Origin of the sequence: Streptomyces desertarenae (assembly GCF_042681365.1) — a bacterium.
Lineage (GTDB): Bacteria > Actinomycetota > Actinomycetes > Streptomycetales > Streptomycetaceae > Streptomyces > Streptomyces desertarenae.
Genome location: NZ_JBHUFU010000044.1, coordinates 1 through 1080, shown reverse-complemented (window position 1 = coordinate 1080; position 1080 = coordinate 1). Strand labels below are relative to the sequence as shown.

General features: G+C 58.1%; 1 rRNA gene. It reads left to right on the top strand.

Annotation, left to right across the window (positions count from 1 at the left end):
- Nucleotides 1–1080: ribosomal RNA gene (locus ACFSJS_RS27880) — 23S ribosomal RNA — on the top strand; the annotation flags it as partial.

The following is a 1080-nucleotide window of genomic DNA, read 5'->3' as shown; positions in this document are numbered from 1 at the left end:
AGACAACCAGGAGGTTGGCTTAGAAGCAGCCATCCTTGAAAGAGTGCGTAATAGCTCACTGGTCAAGTGATTCTGCGCCGACAATGTAGCGGGGCTCAAGCACACCGCCGACGTCGTGTCATTCACACATACAGGTCCAACGGCCGTGTGGATGGGTAGGGGAGCGTCGTGTGCCGGGTGAAGCAGCCGTGGAAGCGAGTTGTGGACGGTTCACGAGTGAGAATGCAGGCATGAGTAGCGATACAGGAGTGGGAAACTCCTGCGCCGATTGACCAAGGGTTCCTGGGTCAAGCTGATCTGCCCAGGGTAAGTCGGGGCCTAAGGCGAGGCCGACAGGCGTAGTCGATGGATAACCGGTTGATATTCCGGTACCCGCTGTGGAGCGCAAGGGCCGAGCCCGGTGATGCTAAGTCCGTGAAGCCGCCCGCACCTTTCGGGGTGTGGTGTTGGTGGAGCCGACGGCCCGATCCGGTAGTAGGTGAGTGATGGGGTGACGCAGGAAGGTAGTCCAGCCCGGGCGGTGGTTGTCCCGGGGTAAGGGTGTAGCCCGAGGGGTAGGTAAATCCGTCTCTCATGTGGGTGAGACCTGATGCCGAGCCGATTGCGGTGAAGTGGATGATCCTATGCTGCCGAGAAAAGCCTCTAGCGAGTTTCATGGCGGCCCGTACCCTAAACCGACTCAGGTGGTCTGGTAGAGAATACCGAGGCGTTCGGGTGAACTATGGTTAAGGAACTCGGCAAAATGCCCCCGTAACTTCGGGAGAAGGGGGGCCACACCTGGTGATGGCACGTGCTGTCTGAGCTGGGGGTGGCCGCAGAGACCAGCGAGAAGCGACTGTTTACTAAAAACACAGGTCCGTGCGAAGCCGTAAGGCGATGTATACGGACTGACGCCTGCCCGGTGCTGGAACGTTAAGGGGACCGGTTAGTCACGATTCGTCGTGGCGAAGCTGAGAACTTAAGCGCCAGTAAACGGCGGTGGTAACTATAACCATCCTAAGGTAGCGAAATTCCTTGTCGGGTAAGTTCCGACCTGCACGAATGGCGTAACGACTTCTCGACTGTCTCAACCATAGGCCC